Origin of the sequence: Massilia endophytica, assembly GCF_021165955.1 — a bacterium.
GTDB lineage: Bacteria > Pseudomonadota > Gammaproteobacteria > Burkholderiales > Burkholderiaceae_D > Rugamonas > Rugamonas endophytica.
Genome location: NZ_CP088952.1, coordinates 4,025,040 through 4,042,615 on the forward strand (window position 1 = coordinate 4,025,040; position 17,576 = coordinate 4,042,615).

The window sequence follows — 17,576 nt, forward strand, 5'->3', positions numbered from 1 at the left end:
CTTACGGGTGCAGCGGCGTGAACAGGCTCTTGCAGCTTGCGCTCAGTTCACCTTTCATTACCATCTGCTTCGCAGCCTCGATGTCGGGCGCGAAGAAGCGGTCCGCATCGAAGAACGGCACTCTCTGGCGCAGCTGGGCATGCACATGCTCCAGGTGCGGCGCCGTGCGCAGGGGGCGGTGGAAATCGATGCCCTGCGCCGCGGCCAGCAGTTCGATGCCGACGATCGTGGCCGTATTGTGCGCCATATCGTCAAGACGGCGCGCCGCGAAGGTGGCCATGCTCACATGGTCTTCCTGGTTGGCCGAGGTGGGAATGGTGTCCACGCTGGCGGGATGCGCCAGCGACTTGTTTTCCGATGCCAGCGCGGCAGCCGTGACGTGGGCGATCATGAAGCCCGAGTTGACGCCAGGTTCGCGCACCAGGAAGGGCGGCAGGCCGGAAAGGGTGGCGTCGATCAGCAGTGCGATGCGGCGCTCGGAAATGCTGCCGATTTCGGCGATGGCCAGAGCCAGCGTGTCCGCCGCGAAGGCGACCGGCTCGGCGTGGAAGTTACCGCCCGAAACCACCTGCACCTCGCCGTCGTTGAACAGCAGCGGATTGTCGGTGACGGCATTGGCTTCGATCAGCAGGGTGCGCGAGGCATTGCCGATCAGGTCCCAGCAGGCGCCCATGACTTGCGGCTGGCAGCGCAGGCAGTACGGGTCCTGCACGCGTTCGTCGCCCACCAGGTGGGAGGCGCGGATCGCGCTGCCCGTCACGAGCTGGCGGTAGATGGATGCCGCGGCGATCTGGCCCGGCTGGCCGCGCGCTTCGTGCACGCGGGCGTCGAAAGGCGAATCGCTGCCCTTGGCGGCATCCAGCGAGAGCGAGCCTGCCACCATGCCGGCTTCCAGCAGGCGTTCGGCCATGAACAGGCCATGCAGGGCCAGGGCTGCCGAGGCCTGGGTACCGTTGATCAGCGCCAGGCCTTCCTTTGCCGCGAGCACCACGGGCGCAATGCCCGCCGCCTTCAGCGCGTCGGCCGCCTGCATCAGCTCACCGTTCACGCGCACCTCGCCCACGCCCAGCAGCGCCAGCGTCATGTGAGCCAGCGGCGCCAGGTCGCCCGATGCGCCCACCGAGCCCTTGACTGGGACGGCAGGCATGATGCGGGCGTTGTAGAGGGCGATCAGCGTTTCGATCACAACGGGACGCACGCCGGAGTAGCCGCGCGCCAGGCTGCCGATCTTCATCAGCATGAGCAGGCGCACCACATGGTCCGGCATCAGATCGCCCGTGCCCACGGAATGCGAGAGGATCAGGTTGCGCTGCAGCTGTTCCAGCTTGTCGTCCGGAATGCGGGTCTTGGCCAGCAGCCCGAACCCGGTGTTGATGCCGTAGGCTGCATCGCCTTTGGCCACAATAGCCTGCACCGCCTGGGCGGAAGCTTCGATCACCGGCCAGGCTTCGGCGGCCAGGCTCACATTGGCGTGCGCGCCCCAGGCGGCGCGCAGTTCGCCCAGCGTCATCTTGCCGGGCTTCAGGGTCCATCCGTTCTTGTTCTGCTTCATCGTCTGCTTCACTTGATCATTGGGAGGTTCAGGCCATTGCGCTTGGCGCAGGCAACGGCGCTCTCATAACCGGCATCCGCATGGCGCATCACGCCCGAGCCGCTGTCGTTCACCAGCACGCGCGCCAGGCGCTTTGCCGCGGCATCAGTGCCGTCTGCCACGATCACCACGCCCGAGTGCTGGGAGTAGCCCATGCCAACGCCGCCGCCGTGGTGCAGGGACACCCAGGTGGCGCCGCCCGCCGTGTTCAGGAGGGCGTTCAGCAGCGGCCAGTCGGAGACTGCGTCGGTGCCGTCCTTCATGCTTTCCGTTTCGCGGTTCGGGCTCGCCACCGAGCCGGTGTCCAGGTGGTCGCGGCCGATCACGATAGGCGCCTTCAGTTCACCGCTGCGCACCATCTCGTTGAAGGCCAGGCCCGCGATATGGCGCTCGCCCAGTCCCAGCCAGCAGATGCGCGCAGGCAGGCCCTGGAAGGCGATGCGCTCGCGCGCCATGTCCAGCCAGCGGTGAACCTGGGCGTGGTGGGGGAAGAGCTCCTTGATCTTGGCGTCGGTCTTGTAAATGTCTTCCGGATCGCCGGACAGGGCCACCCAGCGGAAGGGGCCGCGCCCTTCGCAGAACTGCGGGCGGATATAGGCGGGCACGAAGCCGGGGAAGTCGAAGGCATTGCGTACGCCTTCGTCGAAGGCCACCTGGCGGATGTTGTTGCCGTAGTCGACCACTTTCGCGCCCATCTGCTGGAAGTCGAGCATGGCCTGCACGTGCACCGCGCAGGAGCGGGCGGCGGCCTTCTTCAGTTCCGTGTGGCGGCTGGAGTCCTGCTGCGCAGCCTTCCAGTCGGCCACGTTCCAGCCGCGCGGCAGGTAGCCGTTGATCAGGTCATGCGCGGAGGTCTGGTCGGTCACCAGGTCCGGCACCAGGCCGCCGGCCTGGGCGCGCTTCACCAGCTCCGGCAGCACGTCCGCCGCGTTGCCCAGCAGGCCGATGGAGATGGCCTCGCCGCGCTCCTTGTGCTCGCGCACCATGGCCAGCGCCTCGTCGATGCTGGCGGCCTGTTTGTCCAGATAGCGGGTGCGCAGGCGGAAATCGATGCTGCTCTGCTGGCATTCGACGGTGAGCGACACGGCGCCCGCCATGGTTGCGGCCAGCGGCTGCGCGCCGCCCATGCCGCCCAGGCCCGCCGTCAGGATCCAGCGCCCTTTGAGGTCGCCGCCGAAGTGCTGGCGGCCCGCTTCCGCGAAGGTTTCGTAGGTGCCCTGCACGATGCCCTGGGTGCCAATATAGATCCAGCTGCCCGCCGTCATCTGGCCGTACATGAACAGGCCCTTGCGGTCCAGTTCATTGAAGTGTTCCCAGTTGGCCCACTTGGGCACGAGGTTGGAGTTCGCGAGCAGCACGCGCGGCGCGTCCTCGTGCGTCTGGAACACGCCCACCGGCTTGCCGGACTGGATCAGCAAGGTCTGGTCGGCTTCCAGCTCCTTCAGGGAGGCGAGGATCTGGTCAAAGCACTCCCAGTTGCGCGCGGCGCGGCCGATGCCGCCGTACACCACGAGGTGCTTGGGGTTCTCGGCCACTTCCTTGTCCAGATTGTTCTGGATCATGCGGTAGGCCGCTTCCGCGCCCCAGGTCTTGCAGACGCGCTCAGGACCACGCGGTGCGCGGATATCGCGGCTGGCGTCGAAACGGGGATCGTTGCTCGGTTGGCTGCTCATCTCTTCTCCTCATGTGAAGGGCGGGCCGGACGCACCCGCGGATCGTCACAGGATAAGTTGTCTATACAACCCAGTCAACTCTTATTTTTTGTAGACCTGTTTGCCGCCGACCCAGGTTTCAAGAACGCCGATCTTGCCGATTTCGGAGGCGGGCACGGTGAAGAGATCGCGGTCGGTCACGATGAAGTCCGCCCATTTGCCCGGCTCCAGGGAGCCGAGCATCTTCTCCTGGCGCGCCGCATAGGCTGCATCCAGCGTGAAGCAGCGGAAGGCTTCCTGCAGCGTCATCGCCTGCTCCTTGTACCAGCCGCCCGAGGGAACGTTGGCCATGTCCTGCCGCGTCACGGCAGCGTGGATACCCTGGAAGGGATTGGGCGACTCGATGGGGAAGTCCGAACCGCAGGCGATGCGCGAGCCCTGCTTCAGGAAAGTGCGCCAGGCGTAGGCGCCCTTGATGCGCTGCGAACCCACGCGCTGCTCGGCCATGTTCTGGTCCGACGTGGCATGGGTGGGCTGCATGGAGGGGATGATGTCCAGCTTCCTGAAGCGCGGGATGTCCTCCAGCGCCACCACCTGAGCATGTTCGATGCGGTGGCGGCGCGCGGCGCTGCCCGGATACTTCTTCAGAAGCTTTGCGTAAGCATCCAGGATCTGGCGGTTGCCCGCGTCGCCGATGGCATGCACGTTGACCTGGTAGCCCGCCTTCATGGCCTTCTCCATCTTGGCCATGATCTCTTCGTTCTTGTAGAACAGCAGGCCGTGGGTGTGCGGGTCGTCGCTGTAAGGCTTGATCAGGGCTGCGCCGCGGCTGCCCAGGGCGCCGTCCGAATACAGCTTCACGGAACTGAGGGCATAAAGATCGCCGGCATAGCTTTGCATCGGCCCGTTCTTCGACAGCTGGTCGAAGTCCGCCTCGGCGCCGCCGATCATCGCGTAGATGCGGGCGGTAAGCTTGCCGTGGTCTGCGTAATCGCGGTACAGGCGGTCGGTGCCCACGTCGATGCCTGCGTCGTGGGCGCCGGTCAGGCCTACCTTCGCCATTTCGGCAAGCGCGCCGTCCAGGGAAGCGCGCGCCTCCGCCTCGGTTGGCGCGGGAACGACCGCGCGCACCAGGTCCATGGCGCCGTCGACCAGGATGCCGGTGGCGTTGCCGCTGGCGTCGCGTTCGATCTTGCCTCCTGCCGGATCTTTCGTGTCCTTCGTGATACCGGCCAGCGCCAGCGCCTTGCTGTTCACCCACATGGCGTGGCCGTCGACGCGCTGCATCAGCGCCGGGCGGTCCGGCACCACGCTGTCCAGTTCCGCTGCCGTGGGGAAGCGGCCCAGCTTCCAGATCTCCTGGTTCCAGCCATTGCCCATAACCCAGCTGCGCTGCGGATTCTTCTTCGCGAAGTCCGCCACCGACTTCAGGGCCGCTTCCAGGGTCGGCGGCGTATAGAGGTCCGCTTCGGTGGCAATGGCGCCCAGGCCCAGCACGTGGCCGTGCGCGTCGATCAGGCCGGGCAACACCGTGCGGCCCTGCACGTCCACATGGCGGAAACCCTTGGCCCGTCCAGCCACCTCGTTGGCCGTGCCGACGGCGACGATGCGGCCGTCGTCGTCGAAGGCCAGCGAGGAGAACTTCACCAGCTGGTTCTTCGCGTTCAGCGTGTAGCCATTGGCATTGTCGATGACGGTACCCGCCTGGGCCTGGGCCACGAAGGCGAGGCAGGCGGCGGCGAGCAGATTGCGGCGGAGGGACATGGTCGGCCTTTCACGATTGTCGGATTCAAAAGCAAGAATCAGAGTGTAGCGAATTTCACCGGCTGGTCCAATCATCCTTTCGACTGGAGACCTTCATGATTACCGTATACGATTACCTCCCATCGCAGAATGCCTACAAGGTGCGCCTGCTGCTGAACCACCTGGACATGCCCTACCACACCGAGATCGTCAGCATTTTCGAAGGCGAAGGCCAGAAGTCTGGCTTCCTTGCGGTGAACCCGGCTGGCGCAGTACCCGCGATCCGCCTTGAGGATGGGCGCGTGCTGGCAGAATCGAATGCCATCCTCACCTTCCTCGCGCACGGCACGCGCTACCTGCCCGCCGATGCGTTCGGCCAGGCGAAGGTGCAGCAGTGGATGTCGTTCGAGCAGGACTATGTGGGCGCCATCGCCACGCTGCGGCACTGGACGATGACAGGCAAGGCAGCGCGCCGCCCGCTCACGCTGGTGGAGATGCGCCGCAACGGCAGCCTCAAGGCCCTGTCGATCCTGGACCGCGAGCTGGCCATGCGGCCCTTCATCGCAGGCGAGGACTACACCATCGCGGACATGTCCCTGTTCGCCTACACCCACCGCGCCGACGAAGCCGGGCTGCCGCTGCAGGACTATCCGAACGTGCAAGCGTGGATCGCCCGCGTGCGCGCCCAGCCGGGCTTCCTGGACGAACACCACCCCTACTCGATCGACCCTCACTCGGCGGGCGAACTGCCCTGACCTTGACAGCGATCATCGCCAGCACGGTAGCGCACGAGCACTCTTTGATCTCATCACCTGCGGTCAAAGAATGCTCGAACAACCGCCATTTTCCTAGCCGGTGTGGGGATGTATATTGTGTGCGGGGGTCTGCGGAATGCAATTGCTGGCGGCAATGGCTGAGCGTGGCGCTGACCCCAGGTGGCGGCCCCCGACAGGATATAAATTGTTTGCTTCCGCCTTAACACTGGCCGCACTTACGCTCGGCTATCTTGCCCACGCTATTGTTGCTCTGTGAAGGATCAATCATGGACACCGCAAAGCCACCATCTTCATGCAAGCCTGTTCGTCGGAAGTCTCTATGGTTTACCACCCTGTCCTCCTCCTTGGCGGGAGGGGTTTCGCTGGGTGTGGCTGTTCTTGCCTTCGATCCAACGGCAGCCGTCCTTGCGGTCGCCGTCGGTCTGGTCACATCATTGGTGGCTTACGCTGGTCTTATTTGGGTGGAGCGTGACCTGCCCTGAACTCAGGCGGCGTCGTGGAAGATGATGCCGAGGGTGTGGCGCTGGCCGGAGCGCAGGCGGCTGACGCCGTGGCGCATGTTGACGCGGTAGACGCCGCGCGTGCCGTTCACCGGACGGTGAAAGACGGGGAAGATCACGCAGTCGCCCTGCTCCAGCGGCACCACCTCCGCGCGCGACTGCATGCGCGGACGCTGCTCGGTCAGCACGAATTCGCCGCCCTCGAAATCGGCGCCGGGCTGTGACAGCAGGAAGGCGGCCTGCAAGGGAAACACGTGGTCGCCGTACAAGTCCTGGTGCAGGCAGTTGTAGTCGCCCGCCTTGTATTGCAGCAGCAGCGGCGTGGGACGGGTCTGGCCCGCCGCGTGGCAGCGTTCCAGAAATTCCTCGTGCGTTGCAGGAAACCGCACATCCACCTGCATGGCCTCGTACCAGCGGTTGGCGATCTCCGCCAGCGGCGGATACATGCGCTCGCGCAGCCGGGCGATCAGCGGCGGCAGGGGATAGCGGAAGTACTGGTATTCGCCGCGTCCGAAGCCATGGCGCTCCATCACCACGCGGCTGCGGTACAGATCCGCGTCAGCATACCCTTCCGCCAGCGCAGCGCACTGCTTCGGCGTCAGCACGCCGCGCAGCACGGCGCAGCCGAAGGCGTCCAGTTCTTCGGCGATTCGGTCCCAGTCGAACGCCCCGCTCATTTCGAGCTTTCGCGTTCGAGCAAGGCCTGCTTGCGCTCGACGCCCCAGCGGTAGCCGGAAATGGAACCGTCGTTGCGCACCACGCGGTGGCAGGGAATCGCCACCGCAATCGCATTGGCGGCGCAGGCTCCCGCCACGGCGCGCGCGCCCTTCGGGGCGCCGACGATGTCCGCCAGCTCGGCATAGCTCACGGTGCGGCCTGCCGGGATCTCGCGCAGGGCCTGCCATACGCGCTGCTGGAAGGCGGTGCCGCGCACGTCCAGCGGCAGGTCGAGGCCGATCTCGGGCGCCTCGACGAAGCCGATGACGCGCGCCACCACCTTGTCGTAGTCCGGATCGGCGCCAATCAGTTCGGCCTTCGGGAAGCGGTCCTGCAGGTCGCGCGCCAGTTCCTCGGGATCGTCGCCCATCAGGATGGCGCAAATGCCCTTGTCCGTGCTGGCGACCAGGATGGCGCCCAGCGAACACTCCGCAATGGCGAAGCGGATCACCGCCCCGCTGCCGCCCGCGCGGAAGGCGGACGGCGTCATGCCCAGCGCCTGCTGCGACTCGGCGTAGAAACGGCCGCTGGAATTGAAGCCCGCCGCATAGATCGCGTCCGTCACGGTGGCTTCCTTGGCCAGGCGCTGCTGCATGCGCGCCTTGCGCTGCGCGCTGGCGTAGGCCTTGGGCGTAATTCCCGTCACGGACTTGAAGATACGGTGGAAGTGAAAGCGGCTCATGCCGCTGGCCTCGGCCAAGCTGGCCAGGTCCGGCTCCGTTTCCGACGCGTCGATCAGGCGGCACATCTCGGCCACCATGGCCGCGTGGCGCTCGGCCAATGGCGGCTGGTCCGGCTTGCAGCGCATGCAGGGACGGAAGCCTGCCGCTTCGGCATCGGCCGTCGTGGCATGAAAGGCAACGTTGCCGCGCAGGGCCGGGCGCGCGCCGCAGGAGGGACGGCAATACACGCCGGTGGTGCGTACCGAATAGTAGAACTGGCCGTCTGCCTCGCGGTCGCGCTGCTGTACGGCGGCCCAGCGTTCCTCGTCGGTCTGGAAGGTGGCGGTGCTCATCTTCTGCTCCAAAATGAATGTCGATGGCTGCATGGTAAGGAGCCAGCCTCCATCCTACACTCCGGCTCTTGCTTTTGAATTCGGTAAAAGCGATGCTAGAATCGCAAGACCCCGCCCGCGGAGAACGCATTGGACGCAACGCAAGCACAAGACGGCACCCCTATCTTCCAGCGCATCAAGGACTTCCTGGTCGCGCAGATCGCTGCCGGCCATTGGAAAGAAGGCGATGTGATCCCCTCCGAGCAGGCCCTCGTCAAGCAGTTCGGCGTGTCGCGCATGACGGTCAACCGCGCCGTGCGCGAACTGACCGCCGAGGCGGTGCTGACGCGGCGCCAGGGCTCCGGCACCTTCGTGGCGCCGCAGAAGTACCAGGCCACCCTGCTGGAGATCCGCAGCATCGCCGACGAAGTGCGCGCACGCGGCCATGCCCACCGCAGCCGCCTGCACCTGCTGGAACGCGCCAAGGCCAACGAGCTGCTGGCCAAGCAGTTCGACCTGCCCTCCGGCCATGCCCTCTACCACTCGGTGCTGGTGCATTACGAGAATGGCGTGCCGATCCAGGTGGAGGACCGCTGGGTCAACCCGCTGTGCGCACCCGACTACATCGATCAGGACTTCACGCAGCAGACGCCCAACGAATACCTTGTGGCGGCCGCGCCGCTGCAGGGCGCGAGCTACAGCCTGGAGGCCCTGGCCGCGCCGCGCGACATCGCCGACATGCTGGCAATGGAAGCGCGCCAGCCCTGCCTCGTTCTCAAGCGCCAGACCCGTTCTGCCGGCAAGGTGGCCTCGATCGCCACCATGTGGCATCCCGGCCACCGCTACCAGTTCACCGGCACCGTTTCCTGAGCCTCCGGCATATGGGAACTGCCCTGCGACCGCCCCGCCTGCTGCGTCTTGCCGCGCTCACGCTGCTGGCCTGGGACATGCAGGCCCTTGCGGCCGACAAGGTCGCCGTGCAGCTGAAATGGACGCACCAGTTCCAGTTCGCAGGCTATTACGCCGCCCAGGACAAGGGCTTCTACCGCGCCGCGGGCCTCGACGTGACACTGCTCGAGGCGGAGCCGGACAGCGATCCGGTGCAGGCGGTGCTGGACGGCCACGCCCAGTACGGCACCGGCAACAGCAGCCTGCTGCTGCGCCGCGCCCAAGGCCAGCCCGTGGTGGCGCTGGCGCCCATCTTCCAGCATTCGCCTCTGGCCCTCTTCACCCGGCACGACTCCGGCGGCACGCTGCCGCGCCCCGGCAGCCGCGTGATGCTGGCCCTGGGCGACGACGAGATCCGCGCCTACCTGCGCAAGCAGAACGTGCGCCTGCAGGACCTGAAGCTGTTGCCGCACTCGAACCTGGATGAAGACCTGATCGGCGGCCGCGTCGACGCCATGACGGGCTACGTCACCGAAGCGCCCTTCGTGCTGGAACGCGCGGGCTTCCGCTTCGACATGCAGACCGCCCGCTCGGCCGGCATCGATTTCTACGGCGACGTGCTGTATACCACCGAGAACGAGCTGCGCAGCCACCCCGAACGCGTGCGCGCCATGCGCGAAGCCACGCTGAAGGGCTGGCGCTACGCCATGGCCCATCCCGGCGAGATCGTGGACCTGATCCTGGCTCGCTACCCCAGCCGCCATACGCGCGAGCAGCTGATGTTCGAGGCCCAGCAGACCGCGCCCCTGCTGGCGCAGGACGTAGCGGATCTGGGCAGCAGCAGTCCCATACGCTGGCGCGCCATCGCCGACACCTACGCCTCCCTGGGCATGATGCCCTCCGGCTTTCCGCTCCAGGGTTTCCTGTACGAAGAGCCCGAGCGCGGCCCGCTGTGGGTCTGGCTGGCGGCAGGCACGCTGGGTGCGCTGCTGCTGGCCTTCGCCGCCTGGCGCCTGCGCCGCATGTCCTTTGCACTGCGCGGCGCGGAGCAGCGCCTGGACGACGCGGAGCGCTTCGCCAGCTTCGCCCTCGAAGGATCGGGCGAAGGGCTGTGGGACTGGCAGCCGCAGAAGACAGAGCTCAAGCTCTCGCCGCGCTACGGCGAAATCCTGGGCTACGCGGATGGCGAATTGCGCCCCGCGGACGTGGGCCAGTGGCTGGGCCACGTGCACCCCGACGACCGTTCCCGCCTGGTGCAGGAAATGGCGCGCGTCGAGGCGCCGGAAGCGGAAAAGGAACACTTCCTCTGGGAGTTCCGCATGCGCTGCCGCGACGGCAGCTGGAAGTGGGTGCTGGCGCGCGGCATGGTGATCGCGCGCGACGCCGAAGGCCGTCCGCTGCGCATCAGCGGCACCATGGCCGATATCGCCGACCGCAGCCAGGCCGACGAGGCGCGCGTGGCCGCCATCCTCGATGCAATGCCCGGCGCCATGCTGGCGGCCGAAAGCAGCGGGCGCGTACGCTATGCGAACGCCGCCTGCGCCGACTGCTTCGGCTACCAGCCGGAGGAGATGAAGGGCCTTTCCATGGAACTGCTGGTGCCGGACGTGATGCGCAGCGTGCCGGGCGGGCTGCGCGAGCTGTTCTCGCGTCCCCGCCTGCCGGGCCGCGTGCTGACGGCGCGCCGCAGCGACGGCAAGCATTTCCCGGCCATGGTGCATATCGCGCCGATCCAGCTGGCAGGCCAGCAGCTCTCCGTGGTGTCCCTGCGCGACATGACCCGCCGCCAGCGCAGCGACGAAGCCCTGCACACGAGCTCCGAGCGCTACCGCCTGATCGTGCAGACGGCGGCCGAAGGCATCTGGATGACGGATGCGGAAGACCGCACCACCTTTGTCAACCCCACCATGGCGCGCATGCTGGGCTACGAGCCCGAGACCATGCTGGGCCGCCCCATGAGCGATTTCATGGACGAGGAAAGCCGCGCCCTGCTCAAGCGCCAGCACCACCAGCGGCGCCCCGGCCAGGCGGAACAGGGCGACGCCCGCTTCTACCGCAAGGACCGTTCCTCGCTCTGGTGCCTGCTCTCCACCACCCTGGTGTACGCGGACAACGGCGCTTACGCGGGCACGCTGGCCATGATCACGGACATCACGGACCGCCGCCTGGCCGAAGTGGCGCTGCGCAATTCCAGCCAGCGCATGGCCTCCGTCTTCAATGCCGTCACCAACGGCCTGGTGGTACTGAACGGCGAGGGCACTGTCCTCGAATGCAATGCGGCCGCCAGCCGCATGCTGGGCAATTCGGCTGCCAGCGGGGCCTCTCTCTGGCCCGGCGTGCACGAGGATGGCCGTCCCTTCGCCCCCGAAGAACATCCGGTGCGGCGCGCCCTGCACAGCGGCGAATCGGTGCGGGACGTGGTCATGGGCGTGGAAACCGCCGACAGCGGCATGTGCTGGCTCTCCGTGAACGCGGAGCCCATGAGCGACGAATACGGCGCCGCCACCATGGCCGTGGCCAGCCTCACCGACATCACCTACCGCAAGCGCAGCGAAGACGCGGTGCGGCGCGGCGAGCAGCGCCTGCAGGAAATCATCAAGATGATGCCCATCGGCCTGTTCCTGAAGGACGCCGAAAGCCGCATGATCCTGATGAACCCCGCCAGCGAGCAGCAGTTCGGCTACCGCTTCGAGGACCTGGAGAACGGCGTCTACGCCCACAAGCATCCACCCGAGGAGATGGCGCGCTTCCGCCAGCGCGACCTGGAGGCCTTTGCCTGCGGCGCCCTCATCGACTTCGAGGAATCGCTGTGGAACCCTTCGCTGCAGCAGCTGCGCCACCTGCGCACCTTCAAAAAGCCTGTGTTCGACGAGAACGGCACGCCCGCCTACCTGATCTGCATGTCCATCGATATCACGGAGAGCAAACAGGCCGAACGCGCCCTGCGCGAACTGAACGACCACCTGGAAGAGCGCGTGGCCCAGCGCACCGAACAGCTCGACCAGGCCAAGCAGATCGCCGAGGAGGCCAGCCTGGCCAAGGGCCAGTTCCTCGCCAATATGAGCCACGAAATCCGCACGCCGATGAACGGCGTGATCGGCATGGCCTACCTGGCGCTGAAGACCGAGCTCGATCCGCGCCAGCGCGACTACCTTGAAAAGATCCGCTTCGCGGGCGAACACCTGCTGCGCATCATCGACGACATTCTCGACATCTCGAAGATCGAGGCCGGCAAGCTGGAAATCGAGCAGCTGGACTTCGCCATGGACCACGTGATGCAGACCCTCACCACCGTGGTCGCCCCCAAGGCAGCGGGCAAGGGCCTGCTGATGGAGTTCGACATCGACCCGACGCTGCCCGCCGTGCTGCGCGGCGACCCGCTGCGCATCGGCCAGGTGCTGATCAACTATGCCAACAACGCCATCAAGTTCAGCGAGGAAGGCAGCATCGTAGTGCGGGTGGTGAACGTGATATCGGACGAGCAGCACTGCCTGGTGCGCTTCGAGGTGAGCGACCATGGCATCGGCCTGTCGGAAAGCGAGATCGGGAAGCTGTTCCAGTCCTTCCAGCAGGCCGACACGTCCACCACCCGCGAATACGGCGGCACGGGCCTGGGCCTGGCCATCTGCAAGCAGCTGGCGCAGCTGATGGGCGGCGAAGTGGGCGTGCGCAGCGCCCCCGGCGCGGGCAGCACCTTCTGGTTCACGGCGCAGCTGGGCATCTCCGAACGCACCGTGCCGGACGTGATCAAGCAGGTGGGCGATGCCGCGGCGGCCCTGGCCGACAGCGCGCGCAACACGGCGGCCCTGGCCACCCTGCAGGACGCGCGCATCCTGCTGGTGGAGGACAACACCTTCAACCAGCAGATCGCCCTCGAAATGCTGGAGGAGGCGGGCTGCGTGGTCTGCCTCGCCAACAACGGCGTGGAAGCCCTGGACCTGCTGCGCCAGGCCAGCTTCGACTGCGTGCTGATGGACGTGCAGATGCCGCTGATGGACGGCCTGGAAGCCACACGCCGCATCCGCAACGACGCCCGCCTGGCCAACCAGCGCGTGCTGGCCATGACAGCCACCGCCACCAGCGACGACCGCGCGCGCTGCATCGAGGCGGGCATGGACGATTTCATCTCCAAGCCGATCCAGCCCGCGCTCATGGTGCAGACCATCGCCCGCTGGCTGCCCGAGCGCACGCCGCGCGCCGCCGAGGCCCGTCCGCGCACGGCGGCCGCCTTCCCCACCCTGGCGGGCGACCCGGAAGTGATCGACCTGACGGTGCTGGCCCAGCTGCTGGGCTACCACCCGGACAAGATCCGCAAGTTCGCCTTCAAGTTCCTGCAAAGCACCGAGCAGGCCTTCAGCGACATGGAGGACGCCCTGCAGGCGGGCGACATCCAGCAGGTGCGCGAACTGGGGCACCGGGTCAAGGCCGCCGCCCGCACCGTGGGCGCCCTGGGCCTGGGCGACCTGTGCCAGCGCCTGGAAAAGCTGCCCGCCTCCAGCCAGGAGGAAGAGGCGGCCATGGCGCGCGCCCTGGTGGCCCGCCTCTGGCCCCTGCTGGCCCGCATCACGGAGCAGATCATGGCCAACACCACTTTCGCGAGCGAGGACTGAGGCGCGGACGCGGTGCTGGAAAATAGGTTATGATTGTTGCATTGAAAGACGCGGTGGCGCCTCCATGTAACGCCCATGGCATGGTGCCAGGCAACATTAATCCCACCCTCTCGAAGAGGAAACAAGATGAGCGACAATATCAAACACATTACCGACGCATCGTTTGAAGCGGACGTGCTGAAGGCCGACCGCCCGGTGCTGGTCGATTTCTGGGCCGAATGGTGCGGCCCTTGCAAGAGCATCGCCCCGATCCTGGAAGAAGTGGCCAAGGAATACGATGGCAAGCTGACCATCGCCAAGCTGGACGTCGATTCGAACCAGGCCGTGCCGGGCAAATTCGGCATCCGTGGCATTCCGACCCTGATCCTGTTCAAAAATGGTGTTCCTGCGGCACAAAAAGTGGGCGCCATGGCGAAAGGACAGCTGACCTCTTTTATTGACAGCAATATTTGAGTTATATTGGCGGTGCTGCGCCCGCAGCACTGCCTGCCTGGCCGGGGATCGAGGCATCAGCCCTTTCCCTTTTGACAATTAAGTCCACGCAGTTCCCTCCCCTACCTTACTTTCCCATCCCGGGACACTCAAACACCTATGCATCTATCTGAACTCAAGGCCTTACACGTTTCCGCATTGCTGGAAATGGCCATCGGTCTCGATATCGACAACGCCGCGCGCCTGCGCAAGCAGGAGCTGATGTTCGCCATCCTGAAGAAGCGCGCCAAATCGGGCGAGCAGATCTTCGGCGACGGCGCCCTCGAAGTGCTGCCTGACGGCTTCGGCTTCCTGCGCTCGCCGGACGCCAGCTACATGGCCTCCACCGACGATATCTACATCTCCCCTTCCCAGATCCGCCGCTTCAACCTGCACACGGGCGATTCGATCGAGGGCGAGGTGCGCACCCCGAAGGACGGCGAACGCTATTTCGCCCTGGTGAAGGTAGACAAGGTCAACGGCGAATCGCCGGAGGCCTCGAAGCACCGCATCCTGTTTGAGAACCTGACGCCGCTGCACCCGCAGGAACCCCTGCGCCTGGAGCGCGAGATGAACGGCGCCGAGAACATCACCGGCCGCATCATCGACCTGATCGCCCCCATCGGCAAAGGCCAGCGCGGCCTGCTGGTGGCCTCGCCGAAGTCCGGCAAGTCCGTGATGCTGCAGCACATTGCGCACGCCATCACCGCCAACCACCCCGACGTGACCCTGATCGTGCTGCTGATCGACGAACGTCCGGAAGAGGTGACGGAGATGCAGCGCTCGGTGCGCGGCGAAGTGGTGGCCTCCACCTTCGACGAACCGGCCACCCGCCACGTGCAGGTCGCCGAGATGGTGATGGAAAAGGCCAAGCGCCTGGTCGAAATGAAGAAGGACGTGGTGATCCTGCTGGACTCCATCACCCGCCTGGCGCGCGCCTACAACACCGTGATCCCGGCCTCGGGCAAGGTGCTGACCGGCGGCGTGGACGCCAACGCCCTGCAGCGTCCGAAGCGCTTCTTCGGCGCGGCGCGCAACGTGGAAGAAGGCGGCTCGCTGACCATCGTGGCCACGGCGCTGATCGAAACCGGCTCGCGCATGGACGACGTGATCTATGAGGAATTCAAGGGCACCGGCAATATGGAGGTGCACCTGGAGCGCCGCCTGGCCGAGAAGCGCGTCTACCCGTCGATCAACCTGAACAAGTCCGGCACCCGCCGCGAGGAGCTGCTGATCAAGCCGGACCAGCTGCAGAAGATCTGGATCCTGCGCAAGCTGCTGTACTCGATGGACGAAATCGAGGCGATGGAGTTCATCCTCGACAAGATGCGCGCCACGAAGACCAACACCGAGTTCTTCGACATGATGCGCCGCGGCGGCTAAGAACAGCCACCGCAACAGGCCTCCGCTTCGCGGGGGCTTTTTTTTGTGCTAAACTAGTCGGCTGTTTAAACCCTGGCAAGTGATCAGCAATCGGGTCGAGAAGCAATATGGACCGCCGAAGTGCTGTTTGGCTACCAAACTTTGAGAGAAACGCATGAAAGCTGATACCCATCCAGAATACCGCGAAGTCCTGTTCCACGACCTGTCCTGCGACTTCAAGTTCCTGACCCGTTCCACGATCCAGACCCGTGAATCCGCCACCTACGAAGGCAAGGAATACCCGCTGGTGAAGATCGAGGTTTCCTCGGAATCCCACCCCTTCTTTACTGGCCAGCACAAGATCGTCGACACCGCCGGCCGCGTGGAAAAATTCCGCCAGAAGTTCGGCAAAGTCGGTTCCAAGACCGCCGTCGCTGCAGGCTAATCAGCCCGGCCACGAAAAAAAGGCAGCTGCGGCTGCCTTTTTTTATTGTTTTGCCTGATACTCCCAGTTTCCAATAATAAGCATTCCTCCGCATGAAGCCTGTCCGTCTTCCCGCCGCCGCCGTTCTCGCCCTGCCGCGCTGGGCCCTGTTTGCCCTGGGCCTGCTTTACATCCTGCCGGGCCTGATCGGACGCGAACCCTGGAAGAACGACGACGCCGCCAGCTTCGGCATCATGTGGACCATGGCGCACGGCAGCTGGCAGGACTGGCTCTGGCCCAATATCGCCGGGCTCTCCGCCCCCGAGGAAGGCCCGCTCGCCTTCTGGTTCGGCGCCCTGTGCATCAAGCTCTTCGGCTGGCTGACGGGCGACGTGATGGCCAGCCACCTCTCGGCCGTGGCCGTCTTCCTGCTGGGCGCCCTGTCCCTCTGGTACACCACTTTCGCCCTGGGCCGCCGTCCCGAAGCCCAGCCCCTGCGCCTGGCCTTCGGCGGCCAGCCCGAGCCGGACGACTTCGGCCGCACCCTGGCCGACGCCGCCCTGCTGATCTATCTCGGCTGCATGGGCCTGCTGGCCCACAGCCACGAGACCACCTCCGAGTCCCTGCTCACTTCCCTGCTCGCCCTCAGCCTGTACCGCTCCGTGCGCTACATGGAGAAGCCCTCCCTGCGCAATGCCGCCCTGATCGGCCTGGCGCTCGGCCTCATGGTCCTCACGCGCGGCTGGGTCGCCCCCCTTGCCCTGCTGGCCGCCCTCTTCATCTGCAGCCGCTTCCTCGCCCTGCCCGCCGCGCGCACCCTGCGCGAGCTGGCCGTGACCTTGGCGGCAGCCCTGGCCCTGGCCCTGGTGTGGCTGCTGCCCGCCTGGCTGCTCCAGCCCTACGGCCAGCCTCCCCTGGCGGCCTGGTGGGCCTGGAACCTGGCCCAGCTTTCCTGGCCGGGCGCCCAGTCCCTGTCCACCTTCCTGAAGGATGGCGTGTGGTTCTTCTGGCCTGCCTGGCCCTTCGCCCTGTGGGCCGTGTGGGCCTGGCGCCGCCAGAGCAACCTGCTGCACATCGTGGTGCCCACCACCTTCGTGGCCATGGCCAGCCTGCTGCTCCTGCTGCACCCGGCGCCCGAACACGCCCAGCTCCTGCTGCTGGTGCCGCCCCTGGCCATCATGGCCGCCTTCGGCCTGCTGACGGTGCAGCGCGGCGCCATCAACGCCATCGACTGGTTCTCCGTCATGGTGCTGACCCTGGGTGCGGCCGTGCTGTGGGTGTTCTGGTATGCCCAGCTGACCGGCTGGCCGAAGCAGCCCGCGCGCAACGTGCTCAAGCTCATTCCCGGCTATGTGCCGGAGTTCCACTGGCTGGCCTTCCTCGTGGCGCTGTTCGCCACCGTGGGCTGGTTCCTGCTGGTGCACTGGCGCGTATCGCGCCGCCCCTCCGTGCTGTGGCGCGCCGTGGTGCTTTCCTCGGGCGGGGTGATCCTGATCTGGATTCTGCTCATGACGTTGTTCCTGCCCAACATCAACTACAGCAAGAGCTATGCGGCGGTGGCGCACCAGATTGCGGCTGCCGTGCCCGCCGATGCGCGCTGCATCGCCAGCAATGCGGGGCCCGCCCAGCGCGCCTCCTTCGCCTTCTACGGCAAGCTGCGCTTCGACGGCGTGCGGCCCGGCCACTGCGATCTGTTGCTTCTGCAAGACAGTACCCGGGGCGGCGCTGGTGCGGCGCATCCCGGCCCTCAGTGGACCCTGCTGTGGGAGGGGCGGCGCGCATCCGACCGCAACGAGCGTTTCCGTCTTTTCCGCCGCGCACCATAAGACCTTGCCGCTCTGACATTGC

The 17,576-nt window shown here is 66.1% G+C and carries 12 protein-coding genes; 7 read left to right on the forward strand and 5 right to left on the reverse strand.

Going from position 1 to position 17,576, the window contains the following annotated elements; translation table 11 throughout:
* Window position 1: 1 nt before the first annotated feature.
* The 3 genes from hutH to LSQ66_RS18460 all read right to left on the reverse strand — a co-directional run bounded on the left by hutH (window position 2) and on the right by LSQ66_RS18460 (window position 5,007).
* Window positions 2-1,552: a histidine ammonia-lyase gene (hutH, locus tag LSQ66_RS18450; protein WP_231766647.1), complete on the reverse strand. Its 1,551-nt coding sequence runs from the start codon at window positions 1,550-1,552 to the stop codon at window positions 2-4.
* 8 nt (window positions 1,553-1,560) lie between these two features.
* Window positions 1,561-3,264, reverse strand: a complete 1,704-nt coding sequence (gene hutU / locus LSQ66_RS18455) for a urocanate hydratase (protein WP_231766648.1) — start codon at window positions 3,262-3,264, stop codon at window positions 1,561-1,563.
* A gap of 81 nt (window positions 3,265-3,345) precedes the next feature.
* Window positions 3,346-5,007 carry an amidohydrolase gene (locus LSQ66_RS18460; RefSeq protein WP_231766649.1) on the reverse strand — a complete coding sequence of 554 codons (1,662 nt, stop codon included), beginning with the start codon at window positions 5,005-5,007 and terminating at the stop codon, window positions 3,346-3,348.
* A gap of 95 nt (window positions 5,008-5,102) precedes the next feature.
* Between LSQ66_RS18460 and LSQ66_RS18465 the strand changes: the two genes are divergently transcribed.
* Window positions 5,103-5,741, forward strand: a complete 639-nt coding sequence (locus LSQ66_RS18465; protein WP_231766650.1) for a glutathione S-transferase family protein — start codon at window positions 5,103-5,105, stop codon at window positions 5,739-5,741.
* 505 nt (window positions 5,742-6,246) lie between these two features.
* Here LSQ66_RS18465 and LSQ66_RS18470 read toward each other — a convergent pair.
* Both LSQ66_RS18470 and ada read right to left on the reverse strand, forming a co-directional pair.
* Window positions 6,247-6,939 carry a 2OG-Fe(II) oxygenase gene (locus LSQ66_RS18470; RefSeq protein ID WP_231766651.1) on the reverse strand — a complete coding sequence of 231 codons (693 nt, stop codon included), beginning with the start codon at window positions 6,937-6,939 and terminating at the stop codon, window positions 6,247-6,249.
* Window positions 6,936-7,994 (reverse strand): bifunctional DNA-binding transcriptional regulator/O6-methylguanine-DNA methyltransferase Ada, encoded by a 1,059-nt coding sequence (gene ada / locus LSQ66_RS18475; RefSeq protein WP_231766652.1) that lies wholly within the window; start codon window positions 7,992-7,994, stop codon window positions 6,936-6,938. Before ada ends, LSQ66_RS18470 begins: the two co-directional genes overlap by 4 nt.
* A gap of 129 nt (window positions 7,995-8,123) precedes the next feature.
* On the opposite strand from ada, the gene hutC reads away from it, so the two are divergent.
* From hutC to LSQ66_RS18505, 6 genes are all read left to right on the forward strand, one after another.
* A complete protein-coding gene (gene hutC, locus LSQ66_RS18480; RefSeq protein ID WP_231766653.1) occupies window positions 8,124-8,843 on the forward strand; it encodes a histidine utilization repressor in 720 nt (239 codons plus the stop codon).
* Window positions 8,844-8,854: 11 nt separating this feature from the next.
* Complete coding sequence (locus tag LSQ66_RS18485) at window positions 8,855-13,471, forward strand: PAS domain S-box protein (RefSeq protein ID WP_231766654.1); 4,617 nt, start codon at window positions 8,855-8,857, stop codon at window positions 13,469-13,471.
* A 126-nt stretch (window positions 13,472-13,597) separates the two neighbouring features.
* A complete protein-coding gene (trxA, locus tag LSQ66_RS18490; RefSeq protein WP_231766655.1) occupies window positions 13,598-13,924 on the forward strand; it encodes a thioredoxin TrxA in 327 nt (108 codons plus the stop codon).
* 138 nt (window positions 13,925-14,062) lie between these two features.
* Window positions 14,063-15,325, forward strand: coding sequence for a transcription termination factor Rho (rho, locus tag LSQ66_RS18495; protein WP_231766656.1), 1,263 nt, complete (start codon window positions 14,063-14,065; stop codon window positions 15,323-15,325).
* Window positions 15,326-15,479: 154 nt separating this feature from the next.
* Window positions 15,480-15,749, forward strand: a complete 270-nt coding sequence (locus LSQ66_RS18500; RefSeq protein WP_231766657.1) for a type B 50S ribosomal protein L31 — start codon at window positions 15,480-15,482, stop codon at window positions 15,747-15,749.
* A gap of 92 nt (window positions 15,750-15,841) precedes the next feature.
* Window positions 15,842-17,554: an ArnT family glycosyltransferase gene (locus tag LSQ66_RS18505; RefSeq protein WP_231766658.1), complete on the forward strand. Its 1,713-nt coding sequence runs from the start codon at window positions 15,842-15,844 to the stop codon at window positions 17,552-17,554.
* The last annotated feature ends 22 nt before the right edge of the window (window positions 17,555-17,576 follow it).

What these genes read in the sequence shown, in the direction of transcription:
- LSQ66_RS18500 (WP_231766657.1), top strand. Translation starts at nt 15,480, where the DNA reads ATGAAAGCTGATACCCATCCAGAATACCGCGAAGTCCTGTTCCACGAC.
- hutU (WP_231766648.1), bottom strand. Translation starts at nt 3,264, where the DNA reads ATGAGCAGCCAACCGAGCAACGATCCCCGTTTCGACGCCAGCCGCGAT.
- rho (WP_231766656.1), top strand. Translation starts at nt 14,063, where the DNA reads ATGCATCTATCTGAACTCAAGGCCTTACACGTTTCCGCATTGCTGGAA.
- LSQ66_RS18485 (WP_231766654.1), top strand. Translation starts at nt 8,855, where the DNA reads ATGGGAACTGCCCTGCGACCGCCCCGCCTGCTGCGTCTTGCCGCGCTC.
- LSQ66_RS18470 (WP_231766651.1), bottom strand. Translation starts at nt 6,939, where the DNA reads ATGAGCGGGGCGTTCGACTGGGACCGAATCGCCGAAGAACTGGACGCC.
- LSQ66_RS18505 (WP_231766658.1), top strand. Translation starts at nt 15,842, where the DNA reads ATGAAGCCTGTCCGTCTTCCCGCCGCCGCCGTTCTCGCCCTGCCGCGC.
- LSQ66_RS18465 (WP_231766650.1), top strand. Translation starts at nt 5,103, where the DNA reads ATGATTACCGTATACGATTACCTCCCATCGCAGAATGCCTACAAGGTG.
- hutH (WP_231766647.1), bottom strand. Translation starts at nt 1,552, where the DNA reads ATGAAGCAGAACAAGAACGGATGGACCCTGAAGCCCGGCAAGATGACG.
- LSQ66_RS18460 (WP_231766649.1), bottom strand. Translation starts at nt 5,007, where the DNA reads ATGTCCCTCCGCCGCAATCTGCTCGCCGCCGCCTGCCTCGCCTTCGTG.
- trxA (WP_231766655.1), top strand. Translation starts at nt 13,598, where the DNA reads ATGAGCGACAATATCAAACACATTACCGACGCATCGTTTGAAGCGGAC.
- ada (WP_231766652.1), bottom strand. Translation starts at nt 7,994, where the DNA reads ATGAGCACCGCCACCTTCCAGACCGACGAGGAACGCTGGGCCGCCGTA.